Source organism: Schumannella soli, from assembly GCF_006517435.1.
GTDB classification, from domain to species: domain Bacteria; phylum Actinomycetota; class Actinomycetes; order Actinomycetales; family Microbacteriaceae; genus Schumannella; species Schumannella soli.
Genome location: NZ_VHQG01000002.1, coordinates 111,122 through 125,267, shown reverse-complemented (window position 1 = coordinate 125,267; position 14,146 = coordinate 111,122). Strand labels below are relative to the sequence as shown.

General features: G+C 72.7%; 15 protein-coding genes and 1 riboswitch. Of the genes, 7 read left to right on the top strand and 8 right to left on the bottom strand.

Annotated elements, in window-relative coordinates; all coding sequences use genetic code 11:
* Positions 1–33: 33 nt before the first annotated feature.
* Entirely contained in the window at positions 34–177 is a 144-nt protein-coding gene (locus FJ657_RS17065) for a hypothetical protein (protein WP_179567046.1), read from the bottom strand.
* Positions 178–583: 406 nt separating this feature from the next.
* Here FJ657_RS17065 and FJ657_RS06225 point away from each other — a divergent pair, with 406 nt between their 5' ends.
* The gene (locus tag FJ657_RS06225; RefSeq protein WP_141162847.1) at positions 584–838 is read left to right on the top strand and encodes a hypothetical protein; all 255 of its coding nucleotides are present in this window, start codon (positions 584–586) and stop codon (positions 836–838) included.
* 241 nt (positions 839–1,079) lie between these two features.
* On the opposite strand, the gene FJ657_RS06220 is transcribed toward FJ657_RS06225, so the two are convergent.
* The 5 genes from FJ657_RS06220 to FJ657_RS06200 form a co-directional block, all read right to left on the bottom strand.
* Positions 1,080–1,583 (bottom strand): hypothetical protein, encoded by a 504-nt coding sequence (locus FJ657_RS06220; protein WP_181408896.1) that lies wholly within the window; start codon positions 1,581–1,583, stop codon positions 1,080–1,082.
* A gap of 77 nt (positions 1,584–1,660) precedes the next feature.
* A complete protein-coding gene (locus FJ657_RS06215; protein WP_141162846.1) occupies positions 1,661–2,752 on the bottom strand; it encodes a VIT1/CCC1 transporter family protein in 1,092 nt (363 codons plus the stop codon).
* Positions 2,752–3,840: an aldose 1-epimerase family protein gene (locus FJ657_RS06210; protein WP_181408895.1), complete on the bottom strand. Its 1,089-nt coding sequence runs from the start codon at positions 3,838–3,840 to the stop codon at positions 2,752–2,754. Before FJ657_RS06210 ends, FJ657_RS06215 begins: the two co-directional genes overlap by 1 nt.
* A 10-nt stretch (positions 3,841–3,850) precedes the next feature.
* Entirely contained in the window at positions 3,851–4,972 is a 1,122-nt protein-coding gene (locus FJ657_RS06205) for an aldose 1-epimerase family protein (RefSeq protein ID WP_141162844.1), read from the bottom strand.
* A gap of 22 nt (positions 4,973–4,994) precedes the next feature.
* Positions 4,995–5,816, bottom strand: coding sequence for a DeoR/GlpR family DNA-binding transcription regulator (locus FJ657_RS06200; protein WP_141162843.1), 822 nt, complete (start codon positions 5,814–5,816; stop codon positions 4,995–4,997).
* An 83-nt stretch (positions 5,817–5,899) separates the two neighbouring features.
* Here FJ657_RS06200 and galT point away from each other — a divergent pair, with 83 nt between their 5' ends.
* From galT to FJ657_RS06185, 3 genes are all read left to right on the top strand, one after another.
* The gene (gene galT / locus FJ657_RS06195; RefSeq protein ID WP_255447190.1) at positions 5,900–7,045 is read left to right on the top strand and encodes a galactose-1-phosphate uridylyltransferase; all 1,146 of its coding nucleotides are present in this window, start codon (positions 5,900–5,902) and stop codon (positions 7,043–7,045) included.
* A 57-nt stretch (positions 7,046–7,102) separates the two neighbouring features.
* A complete protein-coding gene (galK, locus tag FJ657_RS06190; RefSeq protein WP_141162842.1) occupies positions 7,103–8,263 on the top strand; it encodes a galactokinase in 1,161 nt (386 codons plus the stop codon).
* 88 nt (positions 8,264–8,351) lie between these two features.
* Positions 8,352–9,086: a hypothetical protein gene (locus FJ657_RS06185; RefSeq protein ID WP_141162841.1), complete on the top strand. Its 735-nt coding sequence runs from the start codon at positions 8,352–8,354 to the stop codon at positions 9,084–9,086.
* A 103-nt stretch (positions 9,087–9,189) separates the two neighbouring features.
* Here the strand turns inward: FJ657_RS06185 and FJ657_RS06180 are convergent, their stop codons facing one another.
* Together FJ657_RS06180 and glyA are read right to left on the bottom strand one after the other, a co-directional pair.
* Entirely contained in the window at positions 9,190–10,077 is an 888-nt protein-coding gene (locus FJ657_RS06180) for a bifunctional methylenetetrahydrofolate dehydrogenase/methenyltetrahydrofolate cyclohydrolase (protein ID WP_141162840.1), read from the bottom strand.
* Between the two features lie 4 nt (positions 10,078–10,081).
* Positions 10,082–11,368, bottom strand: coding sequence for a serine hydroxymethyltransferase (gene glyA, locus FJ657_RS06175; protein WP_141162839.1), 1,287 nt, complete (start codon positions 11,366–11,368; stop codon positions 10,082–10,084).
* Between the two features lie 27 nt (positions 11,369–11,395).
* A riboswitch (ZMP/ZTP riboswitch) is annotated at positions 11,396–11,502 on the bottom strand.
* 175 nt (positions 11,503–11,677) lie between these two features.
* On the opposite strand from glyA, the gene FJ657_RS06170 reads away from it, so the two are divergent.
* From FJ657_RS06170 to FJ657_RS06165, 3 genes are all read left to right on the top strand, one after another.
* Complete coding sequence (locus FJ657_RS06170) at positions 11,678–12,256, top strand: hypothetical protein (RefSeq protein WP_141162838.1); 579 nt, start codon at positions 11,678–11,680, stop codon at positions 12,254–12,256.
* A gap of 1 nt (position 12,257) precedes the next feature.
* Entirely contained in the window at positions 12,258–12,386 is a 129-nt protein-coding gene (locus FJ657_RS17340) for a hypothetical protein (protein ID WP_255447189.1), read from the top strand.
* A gap of 129 nt (positions 12,387–12,515) precedes the next feature.
* Positions 12,516–14,120: a helix-turn-helix domain-containing protein gene (locus FJ657_RS06165; protein ID WP_439653933.1), complete on the top strand. Its 1,605-nt coding sequence runs from the start codon at positions 12,516–12,518 to the stop codon at positions 14,118–14,120.
* The last annotated feature ends 26 nt before the right edge of the window (positions 14,121–14,146 follow it).

Genomic DNA, 14,146 nt, shown 5'->3' with positions numbered 1-14,146 from the left:
ACGATCCTCGAGACGAGGCGGGGCGTCTCCGCGTCAGGGGCGGTCGCTGATCGCCGTGCGCGGGTCGGCGACGACGTGCGGCTGCTGCAGGCAGAACCAGGCGTAGAGCGAGCCGGAGCGGCGAGCGGTGTCGTAGCGGTAGACGACGCCGGAGCCGCAGGTCGGGCAGTGGGACATGGCGCGACGGTAGGCCGCCGATGTGACGCGGCGGCGGCGATCCGGTGAACGGATGCCCGCCGCAGGTCAGCGCGAGGGTGACGAGCTTGGACGGGCGCCCCGCGTCCGCACTGACGCGGGCGCCCTACTCTCGTGCGCGCGGGGGATGAACGCGTGCTCGGGCGCGCGGAGCGTTGAGGGCCGCGTCGCCCCGGGAGCGCGCTTACTGTACGCCGCTCATTCGGGCGCCGACAGGGGTTGCCAGGGCCGAGGGGATGTGCAGTCGACGCCGTCGGAAGGGCCAGCCGACGAGGTCGATGCACCGTCGGCGCGACGTCCGGCGATGTCGGGGCGAGCGAGCGACAGAACCCCGGAATCACCCCGACAGCCGTCGCGGATCGCCGAGGCCGCGCGTAGGATCCATCGCGTGACCGACGCCGCCGAGACCTTCGAGCAGCTGGTCAACCGACTCGCCGCGACGCACCCGCGGGTCTCGGCCGGGCGCATCGCCGGCATCCTCTTCGAGGAGCACGATCTGCTCGTCGGCACCCCCGCCGGCGACATCATCGGGCCGACCGTGATCGACGCGGTCGCCGAGCGGGTCGCCCGCGAGCAGTCGCGGGCCGAGCGCCGCCGCGGACGCGCCGCCGGGAATCATCCCGCCGGCGACGACCACGACTGACGCCGTTCACCTGACCCGACACGACGCGGCCGCTCGCACATCCGTGCAGTCCGCGTGCGTGGACCGAACGTTCTAGTTATTCGCTCACGTTCGTTCGGCTAGTCTCCCAACTCGGCGGCTGGTTACCGCCTCACCCGAACGAGCACGGCCGTCTCCCTGATCGCGGCCTCGGCTCCAACCGGTACTCGATGCCCGGAGCGCCCGAATCGCTCCGGGCATCGTCGTGTCTAGCGCGTCGTGTCTAGCGCGGTCGACGCTCGGGGCGCTGCGGCGGCTGCTCGCCGAGCTGGCGTCCCGTGTTCGCCATGCGCACGGCCGTGTTCACGACCGAGCCCGCGGCCATCACGACGACCAGCACGATCCACACCCAGATCGGCCACTCGTAGCGCTCGACGAGCTCCCACGTCTCCTTGAGCGCGATGAGCGCGGCGCCGCCGGCGACGAACAGCCAGCCGGTCGCCTTGTTGAGGAACCCGAGGAACTGCCGGCGCGTCTCGATGGGCATCGCGTCGAAGACGACCCGCTGGTACTCGGTACGGTCGCGCCGGATCTTCAGGTAGGCGACGGGCGGCAGCAGCCACCACCAGGGCGAGATCGGCCGCGGCTCGGGAACGCTCTCGTGCGCTCGCCCGATCGCCTCGCGGTCGACCTCCTCGTCGCGCAGCTCGAGCGCGGCCTGGTAGATCGGGCCGGCGACGAGCAGCCAGCCGCCCAGGAAGCCGACCCAGAGGATGATCGTGTGCACGGCATCCACGCTAGAACCTGACGGCGGGGTGCGGGGAGGCGCGACCGAGCGGATCGCGGCGCGGCGAGGAGCGGCGATCAGATGCCGGCCGCGCCGAACAGCAGACCCAGCAGATAGGTCGCCGCAGCCGCGCCGAAGCCGATGCCGAGCTGGCGCAGTGCGCGCAGCAGCGGCGAGGCGCCCGAGAGCAGGCCGACGACCGCGCCGGTGCCGAGCAGCGCGACGCCGACGAGCACGGCCGCGATCACGACGGCGAGCAGTCCGGTCGCGCCGAAGAGGTACGGCAGCACCGGGATGATGGCGCCGCTCGCGAAGAACAGGAAGCTCGAGGTCGCCGCGCGCCACGGCGACCCGACGGCCTCGTGCTGGTCGCCGACCGTCTCGATGCTGCCGGTCGCGAGCGCCGGGTCGGCGGCCGCGAGTCGCGCGAAGGTGCGGCGCGCGTGCTCCGCGGCCTCGTCGGGGGTCTCGCCGCGCGCGCGGTAGACCAGCGCGAGCTCGTTGGCGTCGACGTCGAGATGCGGCAGCGCGGCATCCGCCTCGGGGTCGGGGTGGGATGCGGCCAGCAGCTCGCGCTGCGAGCGCACCGACACGAACTCCCCCGCGCCCATCGAGAGCGCGCCGGCGAGCAGGCCGGCGACGCCGGTGAACAGCACCGTCTTCGGGTCGACGCCGGTCGCGCCGACGCCGAGCACGAGCGCGAGGTTCGACACGAGGCCGTCGTTCGCTCCGAAGACGGCGGCGCGGAAGGTGCCCGAGAGCCGCTCGCGACCGCGCGCCGCGAGACCGCGCAGCACCTCGCCGTGGATGCGCTCGTCGGCCGCCATCTGGTCGGTCGCATCCGCGTCGTCGTCGTAGGGGCTGCGCGCCTCGGCACGCTGAGCCAGCGCGAGCACGAACACCGACCCGAAGCGCTGCGCGAGCAGCACGAGCAGGCGGGTGCGCAGACTGCCCGCGCGCGGGCGCCCGACGCGGTCGCCGAGCAGCTCGAGCCAGTGCGCCTCGTGCCGCTTCTCGGCGTCGGCGAGCCCGAGCAGGATCTCGCGCTCCTCGCCCGTCTTGCGCTCGGCGAGCTGCAGGTAGAGCGAGGCCTCGACGCGCTCGTCGGCGAGGTAGCCGCGCCAGCGGCGCAGCTGCCGCTCGGTCGGCGCAGGCGCGACGCCGCTCATCAGGCGAGGTCGGTCGACGAGCCGGCGGCCGGCGCGGGCGTGTAGCGCAGCGCCCACGATCCCGACCACTCGGCGCCCGGTTGCAGGTGGATGAGCCCCTCGCCCGAATTGAGCGCGTCCGGCGGGGCGGTCATCGGCTCGATCGCGATCGCATCGCCGAGCGGTCCGCCGAGATAGCCGCTGCCCTCGACGTCGGGACCGGAGGTCGCCGGGTCGACGGCCGTCCAGCCGCCGGCCGGGAAGATCGCGGTGGTGAACACCTGCACCCAGCGCCAGTCGGGATCCTGCAGGAGCGTCAGCCGTGATCCGTCAGGCGCCTCGATCCACGCGGTCGCACCGTCGACGGGGCTGAGGTCGGCGTAGGCGGTGTCGAGGTCGAGGTCGCTGAACAGGCGACCGGCGCGCAGATCGACCGGGGTGCCGTCGACCGGCTTCACGCCGATCGGGTTGAGCCGGTCATCCACCTCGACGTAGCTCGCCGCGGGCACGGTCACGCGCAGCTCGCGCACGGGCACGTCGCCGAGCCGCAGGTAGGGGTGAACGCCGGTCGCGTAGGGCGCCGTGACCCCGGAGAGGTTGCGCACGCCGTGGGTCGCGCGCAGCCCGCCGGGCACGAGCTCGTAGCGAACCCAGCTGTCGAGGGTGAAGGGCCAGCCGTGCTGGGCCGGGATGAGCGCTCCGAGCGTCACCGAGGTCGGCGTCTGCTCGCGGATCTCGTGATCGGTGAACTGCAGCAGTCCGTGCAGGGCGTTGTTCCGGTCGCGCTCGGTCACGTCGAGCTGCTGCGTCGCGCCGTCGTGCGTCCAGCGCCCGTCGCGCACGCGATTCGGCCAGGGCGCCAGGAAGATGCCGTTGCAGTACGCCGGCCAGGCGTTCTCGTCGATCGGCTCGGTCAGCTGCACGCCGTCGACGCGCAGCGAGGCGAGGGTCGCGGCGATCGTGCCGATCACGGCCTCGACGCCGCCGCCGGAGAGGTGGATGCGGCGGCCGATCGGCGAGACCGCGTCGGCTGCGAGACCGTCCGTCTCGGCGGACGCCGGCGGGGCGGACGTCGTCGTGGGGGTGGTGGTGGCTCCGTCGCTCGTCACGGCGCCCACTCTAGGGGTGCCGCTTCTCGGCGGCGGCGATGCGGCGGATGCCCCACGAGGCCGACCAGCTCGCGCCCGGCTCGAGCCAGACGAGGCCCTCGCCCGAGTTGAGCGCATTCGCCGGCGCGGTCATCGGCTCGAGCGCGACGGCCTTCCCGGTCGGCTCGGGGCCGCCGAGCGGACGCGGGAAGTCGCCGGGCGTGAACACCTGCACCCAGCGGAACGGCGGATCGCCCCAGAGCTGCGTCGCGGCGCCGTCCGGCGCGGTGAGGCGGGCGATCTCGCGGGCATCGCCGGCGTCGCCGCGGCTGCCGGCGTCGTCGTCGTCCGCCGCCGGACCGCCGGCCGCATCCACCGCGAACGCCGTGTTGAGGTCGAGGTCGCCGACGCGGCGACCCTCGCGCAGATCCTCCTCGGCGCCGACGGTGCGGGCTCCGACCGGGATGAGCGTCGCATCCACCTCGAGCGCGACACCCGCCGGCACCCGCAGCTCGAGGTCGGCGACGGGCGTGCCGCCGACGCGGAGGTACGGATGCGCCCCGACCGCCCACGGCGCCCGCGTCGCCCCGGCGTTCGTCACGTGATGCGTCACGACGAGGCCGTCGGGTTCGAGCGCGTAGCGCACGCGGGTCTCGAGCCGGAACGGCCAGCCGTGCTGGGGTGGGATGAGCGCCGCGAGCTCGACGGTCGAGGGCGTGTGTGCGACGAGGCGGTAGGCGGTGTTGCGCAGCAGGCCGTGCGAGGCGGCGTTCCACTTCGGATCGGTCAGGTCGAGTTCGAGCTCGGCGTCGGCCGCGGCGCCGCTGTCGGCGGCCCGCAGAGTCCAGCGGGCGCCCCGCACCCGGTTCGGCCACGGCGCGAGCACGATGCCGCAGCCCTGCGGCGGCAGGCCGTCGATCGGAACCGTCTCGGTCAGCGCCTGCCCGTCGACCTCGAGTTCGCACAGCACCGCGGCGACCGAGCCGATCACCGCACGCGCGTCGCCGCTGCGCAGCTCGAAGCGCGGTCCGCTCAGCGGCGCCGGCGCGGTCAGAGCGGCGACCGGTGAGGCGCCGACGAGCGCCGAGGTCGCGGCCGCCGCCGCGGGCACAGCCGAATCGGGATGCGGGGACGGGACGCGGGCGTCGGTCATGCCGTCAGGTTACGGCCCGGCGTCAGCCCCGCGCATCCACCGCCAATAGGCGGCAGCCGGCCTCGCGCACGCTGTCGAGCACGGCCGCATCGGCGACCTCGCCGCCCGTCACGAGCGCCTCGAAGTCGGCGAGCGCGCCGACGCGACCGAGGTGGGTCACGCCGAGCTTCGAGCCGTCGGCGACGAGCACGGCGCGGTCGGCGGCGCCGAGCATGGCGCGCTTCACCTCGGCCTCGGGCAGGTTCACGTTCGTGACGCGCCCCGAACGGTCGACGCCCGTGCAGCCGATGATCGCGAGGTCGGCGTGCAGACCCTCGAGCGTGGATGCCGCGACCGGGTTCACGAGGGAGTGCTGCAGCGGGCGCAGGGTGCCGCCGGTCACGATCACGTCGAGGCGCGGGATCGCCCGCTCGAGCGCGAGGGCGACCGAGAGCCCGTTCGTGATGACGACCACGTCCGTGAGCTCGGTGCGCTCGACGAGCGCCTCGGCCACCGCGAGCGTCGTCGAGCCGACGTCGAGCAGCACGCTCGTGCCCGGGGCGACCAGGGCCGCGGCGCGACGCGCGATCGCGCGCTTCACGGCGCTCTGGCGCTCGCTCGAGAGCTCCATCGACGACTCCCGGTGCTCGGGTACCGGAGGCATCGCTCCCCCGTGCACGCGCCGCAGCAGCCCGTCCGCGGCGAGCGCCTCGAGGTCGCCGCGCAGCGTCACGGTGCTGACGCCGAGCTCGACGGCGGCGTCGGCGACGCGCACGAATCCGCGCTCGGCGACGAGGGCGGTGAGCTGCTCGCGCCGCGCCGCCACCGGGCGCGCGGCGGGGTCGATCCGATCGGAGGCGGCCATGATCGTCCTCTCGTCGCCGGTCGGAGTCCGACGCTTTCGATACCTGTCGAAAATGAAAGTCGTGCTTTCGATATCGTAATACGGTGACCGCTGCCGGTATCGCCATCCACCCCACGCGCCTCGCCGACGGCCGCGAGCTCATCTACTTCGACGACGCCGACACGACCCTCGGGTCCGAACGCCGCCTCGACACCCGCACGATCGATCCGCGCCCCGAGACGGCCACCATGCGCCTCGACGTGCTGACCGGCGAGTGGGTGTCGATCGCGGCGGCCCGGCAGAATCGTGTCGTCAACCCGAGTGCGGCGCTCGACCCGCTCGCGCCGCAGAGCGACGACAACCCCAGCGAGATCCCCGACCTCTACGACGTCGCCGTGTTCGAGAACCGCTCCCCCTCATTCGGACCCGCACTCGCCGGCGACTCGACCGACCCGGTCGATGCGCCGGTCGCCGCCGACGCGCCCGAGGGCCTCGCCGATCTGGCGACGCTCGACTACGGCCGCACCCGCACCTCGGTCGGCCGCTGCGAGGTCGTGTGCTTCAGCCCCGAGGCCGAGGGCTCGTTCGGAACCCAGACGCCGAGCCGCGCGCGCACGGTGATCGAGGCGTGGGCGCACCGCACCGCCGCGCTCTCGGCGCTGCCCGGCGTCGAGCAGGTGTTCCCCTTCGAGAACCGCGGCGCCGCGATCGGCGTGACGCTCCCCCATCCGCACGGGCAGATCTACTCCTACCCCTACATCACCCCGCGCACGCAGCGCCTGCTCGCCTCGCTCGAGCAGCTCGGACCGGACATGTTCGACCGCATCCTCGACAGCGAACGCGAGTCTTCCCGGGTGCTGCTGACGGGCGAGCACTGGACCGCCTTCGTGCCCTTCGCCGCCCGCTGGCCCCTCGAGGTCCACCTCCTGCCGCACCGGCACGTGCCCGACTTCGCCGCGACGAGCTCGGCCGAGCGTGACGAGCTCGCGCACGTCTACCTGCGCCTGCTGCGCGGCCTCGACGCGATCTACGGCGACCCGACGCCCTACATCGCCGCCTGGCACCAGGCGCCGGTGAATGTCGCTCGCGACTCCGCCCGCCTGCACCTGCAGCTGACCTCGCCGCGACGCGGCCGCGACAAGCTCAAGTACACGGCGGGATCGGAAGCCGCTATGGGAGCCTGGATCGGCGACATCCGCCCCGAGGCCGCCGCCGAGACCATCCGCGCGGCGATCCCCGCCGGCGTCTGACCGCCTCTCCCGCCTCATCCCTGCTTCACGCACCCGTTCGAAACGCGAGACCACCGCATGACCGACATCCGCGACGACGTCGCCGACGCCTTCTTCGCCTTCACGGGCCGCGAGCCCGACGGCATCTGGTCGGCGCCGGGCCGCGTGAACCTGATCGGCGAGCACACCGACTACAACGAGGGCTTCGTCTTCCCCTTCGCGATCGACCGCCGCACCGTGATCGCTCTCGGCGTGCGCGACGACCGCAAGCTGCGCATCGCCTCCGCCTTCAGCGAAGAGCTCGCCGAGCACGACCTCGACGACCTCGCTCCGGACGCGCTCAGCGGCTGGTCGGCCTACCCGCTCGGCGTCGCCTGGGCGCTCGGCGAGTTCGGCGCCGACCTCGCGGCCGTGCCCGGCGTCGACATCTTCATCGAGTCGGATGTGCCGGTCGGCGCGGGCCTCTCGTCGTCGGCGGCGATCGAGTCGGCCGTCGCCGTCGCCCTCAACGACGTGTGGCAGCTCGGCCTCGACCTCGAGACGCTCGCGAAGGTCGGCCAGAAGGCCGAGAACGACGCCGTCGGCGCCCCGACCGGGATCATGGACCAGTCGGCGTCCCTGCTGGGCCAGACCGACTCCGGCGTGTTCCTCGACTGCCGCAGTCTCGACGCCGAGGTCATCCGGCTGGGCTTCGCCGAGGCGGGCCTCGCGATCGTCGTCATCGACACCCACGTCGAGCACGAGCACGCCTCCGGCGGCTACCGCGAGCGCCGCGCCTCGTGCGAGAAGGGCGCCCGCGAGCTGGGGGTCGGCTCGCTGCGGGAGCTCGACGAGGATGATCTCCCCCGCGCCCAGCAGACCCTCGACGACGAGACCTTCCGCCGGGTGCGGCACATCGTCACCGAGAACCAGCGCGTTCTCGACACCGTGCGCACCCTGCGCGAGGCGGGACCGCGCGCGATCGGCGACCTGCTCGACGCCTCGCACCGATCCATGCGCGACGACTTCGAGATCTCGGTGCCCGAGCTCGACCTCGCCGTCGAGGTCGCCCAGTCGAACGGCGCGGTGGGCGCGCGGATGACGGGCGGCGGCTTCGGCGGATCCGCCATCGCGCTCGTGCCGCTCGAGTCGGTCTCGCTGCTGCAGGTCGCGATCGACGGAGCCTTCGCCGAGCACGCGTTCACGGCGCCGACGACCTTCGTCGTGCGCCCGTCGATCGGAGCTCAGCGAGACCGCTGAGATCCATTCCGCCCACGGAATGCAGTCGATATCCGACCGTGATCGGAGCCTCTCGCGTCGATCATTCCGGCCGCGCGACGATGTCCACATGACGATCTCTCGGCCGGTGCTGATCACCGGTGCCGCCCTCTCTCTCCTCCTGCTCGCAGGCTGCGCCGCGAGCCCGTCCGCGGCCCCGTCCGACAGCGCGAAGACCAGCCGCAGCGCCTCCGCGAGCGGGAGCGCTTCGCCGAGCGCCGATCCGAACGAGCTCTTCCGCATCACCGCGGTGCTCGTGACGCCGGACGGCGCACACGTCGAATTCACCGAGACCGCCACGTCACCGACCACGGCGACCGCCGCCGACACGAAGCTCCTCGCGACTGCCGAGTGCGGCGACCAGCTCGCGGCGACCGCGGACCCCGTCTACGTGCACATCACCGCGACCTCTCGCGTGGTCTCCGGAACGGCGCCGGATCCCCATCGCGATGCCGTCGCTCTGCACGGAGGCCAGACCACCGGCGCCGCAACGCTCTCCCCGACGGCCTTCGGCGGATCGTGGACCCACGGTCAGGCGTACTGCGCCGACGGCTCGATCGCGATGCCGGGCACGGCGACCGGAGTCACGGTATACCCCGGCGCCGCGCAGCCGACCGATGCGGGCGGATGGGCCTCGGGCAGCTGGGGGTTCGTGGGGGCTCGCGACGCCGAGAGCGACGACGTGGTCATGTACACGGTGGCGTCGTGCACGGTCGACCTCGGCCCGGCCGCTCCCGCCGACCTGGGACCGACGTGGACGACGCCCGACACGCAGGATGGCTGCACGTTCGGCGCGTCGGTCTGACGGAGATGATAGCGCCGAGCGCGGGGTTCCGTTCCCGCGGCGGGGCGACGACACCCCGCGCTGGGAACGGAACCCCGCGCTCGACGGTTCTCGGCTTCGGCGGCTAGGCCAGACCGGCGGCGCGCTCGGCGGCCAGCACCACGTTCTGCATCAGCATGGCGCGGGTCATCGGACCCACGCCGCCCGGGTTCGGCGAGAGCCAGCCGGCGACCTCGGCGACGCCCGGGTCGATGTCGCCCGCGAGCTTCGCCTTGCCCGACTCGGTGACGCCGACGCGGGTGACGCCGACATCCAGCACGGCGGCGCCCGGCTTGATCCAGTCGGCCTTCACGAGGTGAGGCTGACCGACGGCGGCGACCACGACATCCGCGCGACGCACCTCGGCGGCCAGGTCGGCCGTGCGCGAGTGCGTGAGCGTGACGGTCGCGTCGATGCCCTTGCGGGTCAGCAGCAGCCCGAGCGGGCGGCCGACGGTCAGACCGCGGCCGATCACGACGACGTGCTTGCCCGAGAGCGGCACGTCGTAACGGCGCAGCAGCTCGACGACGCCGGCCGGCGTGCAGGGCAGCGGGGTCGAGAGCTCGCCCTCGACGCCGAGCACCAGCTCGCCCAGGTTCGCCGGGTGCAGCCCGTCGACATCCTTGGCCGGGTCGACCGCGGTGATCGCCGCGTGCTCGTCCATGCCCTTCGGCAGCGGCAGCTGCACCAGATAGCCGGTCACGGCGGGGTCGGCGTTGAGGCGCTGGATCTCGGCGTGCACCCCGGCCTCGGTCGCGTCGGCGGGCAGGTCGACGCGGATCGACTCCACGCCGATCTCGGCCGAGTCGCGGTGCTTGCCGCTGACGTAGCTGACCGATGCGCCGTCCGCGCCGACGAGCAGGGTGCCGAGACCCGGCACGACTCCCCGCTCGCGCAGCACGTCGACACGCTGCTTCAGCTCGGCCTTGATCGCCGCGGCGGTGGCGACGCCATCCAGACGGATCGCGGTCATGCGCTCAGCTCCAGGTGGTGGGCGAGCTGAGGCCCGGGTAGAGCGGGAACTTCCCCGCCAGCTCCGTCACACGCGCGCGCAGGGCCGGGATGTCGGCATCCTGCTGCAGAGCCAGGGCGATGATGTCGGCCACCTCGGTGAATTCGGCGTCGCCGAAGCCGCGGGTCGCGAGCGCCGGAGTGCCGATGCGCACACCCGAGGTCACCATCGGCGGGCGCGGGTCGTTCGGCACCGAGTTCTTGTTCACGGTTATGCCGACCTCGTGCAGACGGTTCTCGGCCTCCTGGCCCGAGAACTCCGAGGTGCGCAGGTCGACGAGCACGAGGTGCACGTCGGTGCCGCCGGTGAGCACGTCGACGCCGGCCGCCTTCGCGTCGGGCTGGGTGAGGCGCTCGGCGAGGATCGCGGCGCCGCGCACGGTGCGCTCCTGGCGTTCCTTGAACTCGGGCTCCGCCGCGAGCTTGAACGCGGTCGCCTTCGCGGCGATCACGTGCATGAGCGGGCCGCCCTGCTGTCCGGGGAAGACGTTCGAGTTCATCTTCTTCGCGATGTCGGCGTCGTTGGTCAGGATGAAGCCCGAGCGGGGACCGCCGATGGTCTTGTGCACGGTCGACGACACGATGTGCGCGTGCGGCACCGGCGACGGGTGCAGGCCGGCGGCGACGAGGCCGGCGAAGTGGGCCATGTCGACCCAGAGCTTCGCGCCGACCTCGTCGGCGATCGCCCGGAACGCCGCGAAGTCGAGCTGACGGCTGTACGCCGACCAGCCCGCGATGATGACCTGCGGCTTCACCTCGAGCGCGCGCTGGCGCACCACATCCATGTCGATGCGCTCGGTCTCGGGGTCGAGGCCGTAGGCGTGCGCCTCGTAGAGCTTGCCCGAGAAGTTGAGCTTCATGCCGTGAGTCAGGTGGCCGCCGTGGGCCAGCTCGAGACCGAGGATGCGGTCGCCGGGCTGGGCGATCGCCGACAGCACCGCGACGTTGGCCGAGGCGCCCGAGTGGGGCTGCACGTTGGCGAACTCGGCGCCGAACAGCGCCTTGGCGCGGTCGATGGCGAGCTGCTCGACGATGTCGACGAACTCGCATCCGCCGTAGTAGCGGCGGCCGGGGTAGCCCTCGGCGTACTTGTTGGTCAGGACCGAGCCCTGCGCCTCGAGCACCGCGCGGGGAACGAAGTTCTCGCTCGCGATCATCTCGAGGGTGGTGCGCTGGCGGTCGAGCTCCAGCTCGAGCGCGCGGGCGACCTCGGGGTCGACGTCGGACAGGGGGGCGTTGAACGTGTCGGACACGGGGCTCCTCAACTGAAACGGGGTGTCGGTCACGGCCCAGGCGTACGGCCGTCCTGCTCGCCTGAGCGGCAGATCCCTTGAGTCAGTCGCTCCCTGATGGTGAGCCCATCCGAACGCCAGTCGCGACGCCGCGAGTCTACCGCCAGCGCCCGACTCCTCAACCCAGCGCGGGCCGCCCGGGGACGACTGGACCGCCCTTTCCGGACCGCCCCGATGGGACCGGCGGATGAGCGGGGATCAGCCGAGCGGATGACGCCGTTCAGACCCCGCGCCGACGTGCCCGCGCGGGGCGACGTCTGTGATGGACCCATGACCCCGCAGAGCCCTCGCCCGTCCCGCACCGATCGCCGCGCCGGCGCCCGCGGCAGCATCCGCCGCCGCGCCGCCCTCGTGACCGGTGCCGCCGCGCTGGCCGCCGCATCCCTGCTGCTGACCGGCTGCTCGGCCGTCATGGACAGCGTGCACAAGGTGCACAGCGAGTCCTTCGACGATCACGCCGAGGCGGAGAAGGGATGGGTCGGGGTGCAGCTGCCCGAGTGGATCCCCGCGAAGGCGACCGACATCCGCAACGTCGCCACGGACGACGAGACGAACGCCGTGATCGCGGCGAAGGGCGGCGACCTGCCGTCGTGGTGCCTCGAGATGCCGCGTCAGGGTCTGCCCTTCGACACGCGCTTCGGCAAGGTCGGGCTGCCCGACCGCGTGCACCGCTGCGGCGATTACGAGGTCGTCGATCAGGACGGCGAGTGGATCGGCTGGTACAGCGCCCGCGAGCCGGGCACCAAGCCCTCCGCCGGCGCCGTCTCGGTGAGCCAGCTGTCGGGCTCGCCGTCGCCGAGCAGCTCCGCCGGCGGATCCTTCGACGCCGGGTCCGGAGAGGACGACTGACATGACCCGCTTCCTCGCGCAGCTGCGCCGCGCCGATCTGCAGAACTCGCCCGAGGCGATGCTCGTGCCGCTGGCGCTCGGCATCGTCGTGATCGTCGCGACCGCCGTCGCGCATGCGATCGGAGGGTGAGTCTCTCACCGCCCGGTCCGTTCGCCGACCCCGGCGCGAATCTCATATCTGAGACAAGAATCTGAGTGCAGGCCCGGAGATCGCGCGGATGAGCCGGTCGATATCTCACATGCGAGTTACGATCGCGCTGTGACCGACACCACCACGCTCACCCCGTCCGACTCCCCCGCCCTTGATCCCACCCCCACCGGGTCGATCGCCGTCACCCCGTCCGCGCCCCTGCGCGAAGTCGGCGCCCTCATCCGCGGCGCACGCCAGGGTCGGGGCCTCACCCAGGCGCAGCTCGCCGAGCGCGTCGGCACCAGCCAGAGCGCCGTCAACCGCATCGAGCAAGGCGGCCAGAACCTCAGCCTCGAGCTGCTCGCCCGCATCAGCAACGCCCTCGACCAGCAGCTCGTCTCGATCGGCGGCGCCCCGCAGCGCTCGCACCTGCGCGTGCAGGGCGGCCGCAAGCTCAGCGGGTCGATCGCCGTCAATTCGAGCAAGAACGGCGCCGTCGCCCTGCTCTGCGCCTCGCTGCTCAACCGCGGCGTCACCCGCCTGCACAAGGTCGCGCGCATCGTCGAGGTCGACCGCATCATCGACGTGCTGCGCAGCCTCGGCGCGAGCGTCACCTGGAGCGCCGACGGCGAGACCCTCGAGATCATCACCCCCGCCGAGCTGCGCCTCGACGCGATCGACGCCGACGCCGCCCGCCGCACTCGCAGCGTGCTCATGTTCCTCGGGCCGCTGTCGGGCCGCTTCGACAGCTTCCGCCTGCCCTACGCCGGCGGCTGCGACCTCGGCACCCGCACGGTCGAACCGCACCTCATCGCGCTGCGCCCCTTCGGCGTCGGCGTGGATGCGCAGGCCGGCTGGTACGACGTGAAGGTCGCCCGCGACGGCCGCACGACCCGCTCGATCGTGCTCACCGAGCGCGGCGACACGGTCACCGAGAACGCGATCCTCGCCGCCGCCGCGCACGAGGGCGAGACCGTCATCCGCAACGCGAGCCCCAACTACATGGTGCAGGACCTCTGCTTCTACCTCGAGCTGCTCGGCATCCGCATCGAGGGGATCGGCACGACGACCCTGCGCATCACCGGCCAGAGCGAGATCCGCGCGGATGTCGACTACTGGCCGAGCGAGGATCCGGTGGAGGCGATGAGCCTGCTCACGGCCGGCATCGTCACCGACTCGACCCTCACCGTCACGCACGCGCCGATCGAGTTCCTCGAGATCGAGCTCGCCACGCTCGCCGAGATGGGTCTCGTCTTCGACGTGAGCGACGAGTACCCGGCCGCGAACGGCCGCACCCGCCTGGTCGACATCACCGTGCATCCCTCGCAGCTGCGCGCGCCGATCGACAAGATCCACGCGATGCCGTTCCCGGGCCTCAACATCGACAACCTGCCGTTCTTCGTGATCATCGCCGCGATGGCCGAAGGCACGACGCTCGTGCACGACTGGGTCTACGAGGGGCGCGCGATCCACCTGCTCGACCTCACCCGCCTGGGTGCGAGCGTGACGCTGCGCGACCCGCACCGTCTCGACGTCAGCGGTCCGGCGCACCTCTCCGGCGCCGAGGTCAGCTGCCCGCCGGCGCTGCGCCCCGCGGTCGTGATCCTGCTCGCGATGCTCGCGGCGAAGGGGGAGAGCGTGCTGCGCAACGTCGACATCATCGCCCGCGGCTACGAGGGGCTGCAGGAGCGCCTCGTGTCGCTCGGCGCCTCGATCGAGACGTTCCGCGACTGAGGCGGGCCGGTCCGTCCCTTCCATCG

Bases quoted from the DNA above. Each gene is read 5' to 3' on its own strand.
- FJ657_RS17065 (WP_179567046.1), bottom strand. From the start codon at position 177: ATGTCCCACTGCCCGACCTGCGGCTCCGGCGTCGTCTACCGCTACGAC.
- FJ657_RS06215 (WP_141162846.1), bottom strand. From the start codon at position 2,752: ATGAGCGGCGTCGCGCCTGCGCCGACCGAGCGGCAGCTGCGCCGCTGG.
- FJ657_RS06205 (WP_141162844.1), bottom strand. From the start codon at position 4,972: ATGACCGACGCCCGCGTCCCGTCCCCGCATCCCGATTCGGCTGTGCCC.
- FJ657_RS06200 (WP_141162843.1), bottom strand. From the start codon at position 5,816: ATGGCCGCCTCCGATCGGATCGACCCCGCCGCGCGCCCGGTGGCGGCG.
- galK (WP_141162842.1), top strand. From the start codon at position 7,103: ATGACCGACATCCGCGACGACGTCGCCGACGCCTTCTTCGCCTTCACG.
- FJ657_RS06185 (WP_141162841.1), top strand. From the start codon at position 8,352: ATGACGATCTCTCGGCCGGTGCTGATCACCGGTGCCGCCCTCTCTCTC.
- FJ657_RS06180 (WP_141162840.1), bottom strand. From the start codon at position 10,077: ATGACCGCGATCCGTCTGGATGGCGTCGCCACCGCCGCGGCGATCAAG.
- FJ657_RS06170 (WP_141162838.1), top strand. From the start codon at position 11,678: ATGACCCCGCAGAGCCCTCGCCCGTCCCGCACCGATCGCCGCGCCGGC.
- FJ657_RS17340 (WP_255447189.1), top strand. From the start codon at position 12,258: ATGACCCGCTTCCTCGCGCAGCTGCGCCGCGCCGATCTGCAGAACTCG.